Source organism: Nocardia violaceofusca NBRC 14427 (assembly GCF_963869435.1).
Classification (GTDB): domain Bacteria; phylum Actinomycetota; class Actinomycetes; order Mycobacteriales; family Mycobacteriaceae; genus Nocardia; species Nocardia aobensis.
The window spans coordinates 48039-54231 of the sequence record NZ_CAWMPM010000049.1 but is presented as its reverse complement, the minus strand read 5'-3'; the positions used below and the strand labels follow the sequence as shown (position 1 = coordinate 54231).

6 protein-coding genes and 1 tRNA gene are annotated in these 6193 nt (G+C 67.0%); 6 read left to right on the top strand and 1 reads right to left on the bottom strand.

Annotation, left to right across the window (positions count from 1 at the left end; genetic code table 11):
- Positions 1 to 240: 240 nt before the first annotated feature.
- Positions 241 to 313 (top strand) — tRNA-Asn (locus AC5592_RS32805).
- Between the two features lie 71 nt (positions 314 to 384).
- Here the strand turns inward: AC5592_RS32805 and AC5592_RS32800 are convergent.
- Positions 385 to 1053, bottom strand: coding sequence for a trypsin-like serine protease (locus tag AC5592_RS32800; protein WP_051025420.1), 669 nt, complete (start codon positions 1051 to 1053; stop codon positions 385 to 387).
- Positions 1054 to 1221: 168 nt separating this feature from the next.
- Between AC5592_RS32800 and AC5592_RS32795 the strand changes: the two genes are divergently transcribed.
- The 5 genes from AC5592_RS32795 (at position 1222) to AC5592_RS32775 (ending at position 6144) form a co-directional block, all read left to right on the top strand.
- Positions 1222 to 1467, top strand: coding sequence for a hypothetical protein (locus AC5592_RS32795; RefSeq protein ID WP_036508828.1), 246 nt, complete (start codon positions 1222 to 1224; stop codon positions 1465 to 1467).
- A 228-nt stretch (positions 1468 to 1695) separates the two neighbouring features.
- Positions 1696 to 3765 (top strand): catalase, encoded by a 2070-nt coding sequence (locus tag AC5592_RS32790; protein WP_063066411.1) that lies wholly within the window; start codon positions 1696 to 1698, stop codon positions 3763 to 3765.
- Positions 3766 to 3858: 93 nt separating this feature from the next.
- Complete coding sequence (locus tag AC5592_RS32785) at positions 3859 to 4275, top strand: ChaB family protein (RefSeq protein WP_063066410.1); 417 nt, start codon at positions 3859 to 3861, stop codon at positions 4273 to 4275.
- A 188-nt stretch (positions 4276 to 4463) separates the two neighbouring features.
- Positions 4464 to 5675 carry a glycosyltransferase gene (locus AC5592_RS32780; RefSeq protein WP_036508846.1) on the top strand — a complete coding sequence of 404 codons (1212 nt, stop codon included), beginning with the start codon at positions 4464 to 4466 and terminating at the stop codon, positions 5673 to 5675.
- A gap of 280 nt (positions 5676 to 5955) precedes the next feature.
- Complete coding sequence (locus tag AC5592_RS32775) at positions 5956 to 6144, top strand: DUF2795 domain-containing protein (RefSeq protein ID WP_030512889.1); 189 nt, start codon at positions 5956 to 5958, stop codon at positions 6142 to 6144.
- The last annotated feature ends 49 nt before the right edge of the window (positions 6145 to 6193 follow it).

Sequence of the window (6193 nt, the reverse complement as noted above, 5' to 3'; positions counted from 1 at the left end):
GCGCCGACCGCTACCGAGCCTGGCTCACCGCAGCTTGACAAGCATAGGAGCATCAATTTCCGATCCCCGGCGCCGGGCCCTCGAATTCCCCACCCGCACAGCCCGGTTGGTGGCCGCGCCGCGCGCCCCCGACGCACCACCACGTTCCGCATTTCCCCAGCTCCCGGGCCGATTTGGGGAGCGGACCGGACATAAGCTAAAGTTTGTGCTCGGCCAGCCCGCACGGGTCGGCCGGAGTAATCCCCTATAGCTCAATTGGCAGAGCAGCCGACTGTTAATCGGCAGGTTTCTGGTTCGAGTCCAGATGGGGGAGCAGAAAACAGCCCCTGGCCTGTGAGAACGTATCACAAGCCAGGGGCTGATCTGCCTGGGTGGCACATTCGATCAGCCGAGTCGGAAGCCGTAGCCGACGATCCCGGGCCGGGAGTTGATCTCGGCCAGTACGCCCTCGATGCCGGAGAACCAGAACGGGCCGTCCGGTGTCGTGGGGTTGATCTGCGAGTCGATACCCACCAGACCCGTGCCCTGGTACGCGGGGCCGCCGCTGTCGCCGTTGAGGCTCGGGACGGAGGTGTGGATCACATTGTCGGTCACCGAATCGACCCTGCCGTTGGTGGAGCGGGTGGTGCTGCCGTATTTGTCGAGGCGGCTGCCGGGGGCCGGGGCCGCACCGAAGTGGTCGATCACGGCGCCGTTCGGGGCGACCTTCGAGATGCCGATGCCGGGGCTCAGCGCGATGACGGCCCAGTCGCTGGTCGAATCCGATTGCAGCAGCGCCCATTTCGATGTCCAGCTGGCGTAGTGCCCGATTCTGCCGATGGCGGGGGCGACGACGCTCTGTCCGGGGCTGAACATGCAGTGGCCGGCGGTGAGGGCTACCGCGTTGCCCGCCGCATCGTGTCCGGCCGCGGTGATCGTGCAGAGGCCGAGCGAGGTGCCGGGCCGCACCACCCGGGCGGGGGAATCGGCGGGAGCCACCGCCGGCGCCACCAGGACGGCGACCCCGGTCAGCAGTGCGGTGGCGATGATCGATCTCTTCGTCTGCTCGGTCATGGGGCTCGGCCTCACTCCTCCGTGCAGCCTGCGATGTCGCTGCAGCCTTGTCTACGGGCCGGGTGTCCGCCGTCGGGAGGGACTTCGGTCACCTGCCGAGGAATAGTCGCGATCGACTCGGGTAGTGCGCGTGACGGGAGGGAAATGCGTCCGACGAGGAGGTTCACGATGGGTAAGGAACAGGAAACCGGGCAGTTCACGGGCACCTTGGACAAAGACTACAACCTGGTCTGGTTCACCGAACAGTGTATGAGCAACGCGCTGCGGATGGAGGTATACAGCCGCGATGCCGAGCGTGCCGGCGACGCCGAACTCGCCGACTTCTTCCGGCGGGCGCAGGCCGACAGCCGCAAGGGTGCGGATATGGGCAAGGAACTCCTGGCGCAGCGGCTTGCCGGAGCGGGTGCGCACTGAGGTGCCGACGGCGTCGTGCCGGTAGCGGGGCGGGGAGACCGGCCGACGGAACGTTTCGGAAAAGCAAGGGGCGCAACAGGTATCGCTCGATTTCGCGAGTCGGACCGCTCGATCGCCGATGTTCGGCTCGCGCCCCCTTCTGCAGTGGTACGAACGTTTGCCGCGGTGGCGGGCGGGTATCGGCTCGGTGACCGAACGGTTCGGCGTACAGCGGCAGGAGGTCGGAAGATGACGGACAACGTGGCAGGTCGGCCGGGCAACGGCGGCGAAACCCACCAGGAAGCATCCGGAGACGACGTGCGGCTGACCACCCAGCAGGGTGTGGTGGTCGGAGACGATCAGAACACCTTGCGGGCGGGGGAGCGCGGGCCCGCGCTGCTGGAGGACTTTCATTTCCGCGAGAAGATCTTCCACTTCGACCACGAGCGGATTCCGGAGCGCGTGGTCCATGCCCGCGGTTTCGGCGTGCACGGCTACTTCGAGAACTACGATTCGCTGTCCGATCTGACCCGGGCCGACCCCTTCCAGGAGGCCGGTCGCCGGACCGAGGCATTCGTCCGGTTCTCCACGGTGGCCGGAAACAAGGGATCGTTCGATCTCGCCCGCGACGTCCGCGGTTTCGCGGTGAAACTGTATACGCGAGAAGGCAACTGGGATCTGGTCGGAAACAATATTCCGGTCTTCTTCATCCAGGACCCCATCAAGTTCCCGGATATGGTGCACGCCGCCAAACAGGAGCCCGACCGCGGTTTTCCGCAGGCCCAGACGGCGCACGACAATTTCTGGGATTTCGTCTCGCTCACCCCCGAATCGACCCACATGCTGCTGTGGATCATGTCCGACCGAGCCATCCCGCGCTCGTTCCGGTTCATGGAGGGATTCGGTGTCCACACCTTCCGGCTGGTGAATGCCGAGGGCCGCTCGACCTTCGTGAAATTCCATTGGAAGCCGAAGCAGGGACTGCAATCGGTGGTGTGGAACGAGGCGCTGAAGATCAACGGTGCCGATCCCGATTTCCATCGCCGCGACCTGTGGGATGCCATCCAGTCCGGTGACTATCCGGAGTGGGAACTGGGCATGCAGCTGTTCGACGACGACTTCGCCGATCGCTTCGCCTTCGACATCCTGGATCCGACGAAGATCATTCCGGAAGAGGAAGTGCCGGTGCGCCCGGTCGGCAAGCTGGTGCTGAACCGGGTCGTCGACAATTTCTTCGCCGAAACCGAGCAGGTGGCCTTCTGCACGCAGAACATCGTCCCGGGCATCGATTTCACGAACGATCCACTGCTGCAGGGCCGGAACTTCTCGTATCTCGACACCCAACTCAAGCGGCTCGGCGGCCCCAACTTCACGCACCTGCCCGTGAACGCGCCCAAATGCCCGTTCGCGACGTTCCAGCAGGACGGCCATATGGCCATGGTCAATCCGAAGGGCCGCGTCAATTACGAGCCCAATTCCTGGCCCGACGACATCAAAGGCCCGCGCGAGGATCCCGAACGCGGCTTCACGACCTATCCGGAGACCGTTTCAGGTCCCAAACGCCGGCTGCGGGCGGAGAGTTTCGCCGACCATTACAGCCAGGCCCGGCAGTTCTTCGTGAGCCAGACGAGTATCGAGCAGCAGCACATCATCGAGGCGTTCGTCTTCGAGCTGAGTAAATGCGATCGGGTCGAGATCCGCGCCCGGGTCGTCGGCGCGCTGCGCAACGTCCACGAGGATCTGGCCACGGCGGTCGCCGACGGCCTCGGCCTCGCGGAGCTGCCCGAACCGGCGCGCCGTGCGCGCGAGCCGATCACCGATCTGCCGCCCTCGCCGGCCCTGAGTATCGTGCGCAACGGCCCGGACAGCGTCGCGGGACGCAAGATCGGCGTGCTGGTCACCGACGGGGTCGACGCGAAGGCATTCGCCGAGGTGCGCGACGCGGTACAGGCGGAGCAGGCGATTCTCGAGGTCGTCGCGCCGAAGGTCGGCGGTGTCACCACCGACGACGGCGGACGTATCGAAGCGGACCAGAAGATCGACGGCGGACCGTCGGTGCTCTACGACGCGGTCGTGATCCTCGCGACCGAGGCGGGCGCCGCCGAACTCGCCACGTTGCCGCCGGCGCGCGACTTCGTCAGCGACGCTTACGCGTACGGCAAGTTCATCGCTCACCGCAATGCGGGTTCGCTGTTCGCGGCCGCGGGACTGACCGGCGAACTCGATGCCGGTGTCACGGATCTCGCGGCGGGCGCGTCGGTGGCCGACTTCCTCGGCCGGTGCCGGGAAGTCCGATACTGGGCCCGGTTCGAGGGCTGACGATGACGAGCGCGTCGTGCGGCTCTATCAGGGCGTGGAGTCGCCGGCGGTTCGGCGTCCCGAGTAGTTGTCCGTCGACGAAGGGAGCAGACGATGCCCAGAACCACTCGGCGCGGTGATGCGAAACTCTCCGAATTGCCCAGCACCATACGAAAATCCGATGAGCACGCGCAGCGAATATTCGCCGAGGTGCACGATTCCGCGCTGGAGGAGTACCAGAGCGAACAACGCGCGCACCGCGTCGCCTACGCTGCCCTCAAACACGGTTACGAGAAGGTCGGCGACCACTGGGAGCCCAAGAAGCGCAAGGGGCCCTCCGACGAGCGCGCCCGGCACGGCGGCCCCGAACCGGCGGGCGAGACCGCCGGCGGTGTGGATGCCAACGCGTCGAAACAGCATCTGCTGGATATCGCGAAACGCCTCGACATCAGCGGCCGTTCCCGCATGACGAAGAAGGAATTGATCGAATCGATCAAACGGTCGAACGAACGCGCCCGCCGGAAGAACTGATGCGCCGGAGCAATCTCGCTGGAGAAATCGCTGCCGCCGCAGTGTCCCATCGGAACACCCGTCGGCCCGCGGGGGTAGGACGGCACACGGATCGTGCTCACCAACAGTTGTTTCGACGTCTTGCACGCCGGGCACATCGCTCTATCTCGACGAGACGGAGCGGCTCGGTGACGCGGATCGGAGGAAGCGTGAAGATCGCGATGGTGTCCGAGCACGCGAGCCCCTTGGCCCCCTTGGGCGGTGTGGACGCGGGTGGGCAGAACGTGCATGTGGCCGAGCTTGCCGCGGGACTGGCCCGGTTGGGGCACGACGTGCGGGTCTACACCCGCCGAGACGACCCCGCCATCCCCACCGAGGTGCTGGTGGGGGCGGGATATCGCGTGATCCACGTTCCGGCCGGCCCGCCGCGGCACGTTCCGAAGGACGACATCCCTCCGTTCCTCACCGAGTTCGCCGCCTTCCTGCGCCGGCAGTGGAGTGCTGATACCCCCGATGTCGTGCACGCCCATTTCTGGATGTCGGGTATCGCCGCCGAATGCGCCGCACGCGATCTCGCCGTCCCGGTCGTGCTGACCTTCCACGCCCTGGGCACCGTGAAGCGGCGCTATCAGGGGCTGGCCGACACCAGCCCGCGTTCGCGCATCCAGTCCGAGCGCACGGTGGCGGCCGGCGCGACGCATATCGTGGCGACCTGTTCCGACGAGGTCCGGGAGTTGGGCAGGATGGGTGTGCCGCGTGAGCGCACGTCGGTGGTGCCGTGCGGTGTCGACCTGTCGCTGTTCACTCCCGACGGTCCCGCCGAGGAACCGGATCTGCCGCGACGGATCGTCTCGGTCGGCCGCATGGTGCGGCGCAAGGGGTTCGACTGCGCGATCGTGGCACTGTCGGGGGTGCCCGATACCGAACTGGTGATCGCGGGCGGTTCGGAGAGCGCCGAGGACGAGGCCGAGCAGGCGCGATTGCGTGCCGTGGCCGCGGAATACGGTGTGTCGCAACGGGTCCGGTTGCGCGGGCCGGTCTCGCGGGCGGAGTTGCCGATGCTGTTGCGCTCGGCCGACGCCGTGGTCTGCACGCCGTGGTACGAGCCGTTCGGCATCGTCGCGCTCGAGGCGATGTCGTGCGCGAAGCCGGTGGTCGCCACGGCTGTCGGCGGAATGCTCGACACCGTCCTCGACGGGGTGACCGGGCGCCTGGTCCCCCCGGGTGACCCCGCGGTTCTGGCCGAGGTCCTGTCCGGGCTGCTCGATACCCGGCAGGCGCGCCGAGCCATGGGGGAGGCGGGCCTGCAACGTGCCCGCGGACGCTATTCGTGGGATCGGATCTCCAGAGACACCTCGGCGGCCTATCGACGGACCGCCGCAGCGGCCGCGGCGGGCGACGTCGCGTCGTCCGCTCGCTGACATGAGGAGGAACGGCGCGGGGAGGAGCCGCGGCGTTCGACGACCGCGGCGCGACGCGGCGGTGGCCCGTGGGGGCCGGCGCCCCGACCTGCCATATCGTCCTGTGGGCGGGGCATATCGGCGAGCCGCACGCCTGCACCCGGACCCGGGATCGTTGCGAATCGGCACCGGCCGCGTCGTCGTGGCAGCGATTCGGCAACTGCGATGTTTCGGCTCCGATTCTGGTGGTATCGCGCCGTCGTTCCAATCCCGAACGGACAGTACCGAGAGAGGAGAAACGATGAGCCAGAAGGTGAATCCCATTCAGGTGCAGAAGTATCTCTCCGGCGTGGACTATCCGTGTGACCGCCGCGATATCGTGCGCGCGGCGCGGAACAACGGCGCCGGCGCGGAGATCGTCGACGCGCTCGAGAGCATGCCCGATCGGATGTTCGACGGGCCGAATGCGGTGAGCGAGGCGATGTCCTGACCTGGACGCCTCGACCTGAATGCACCTGGGCCGCCCGCGATGCGGGCGG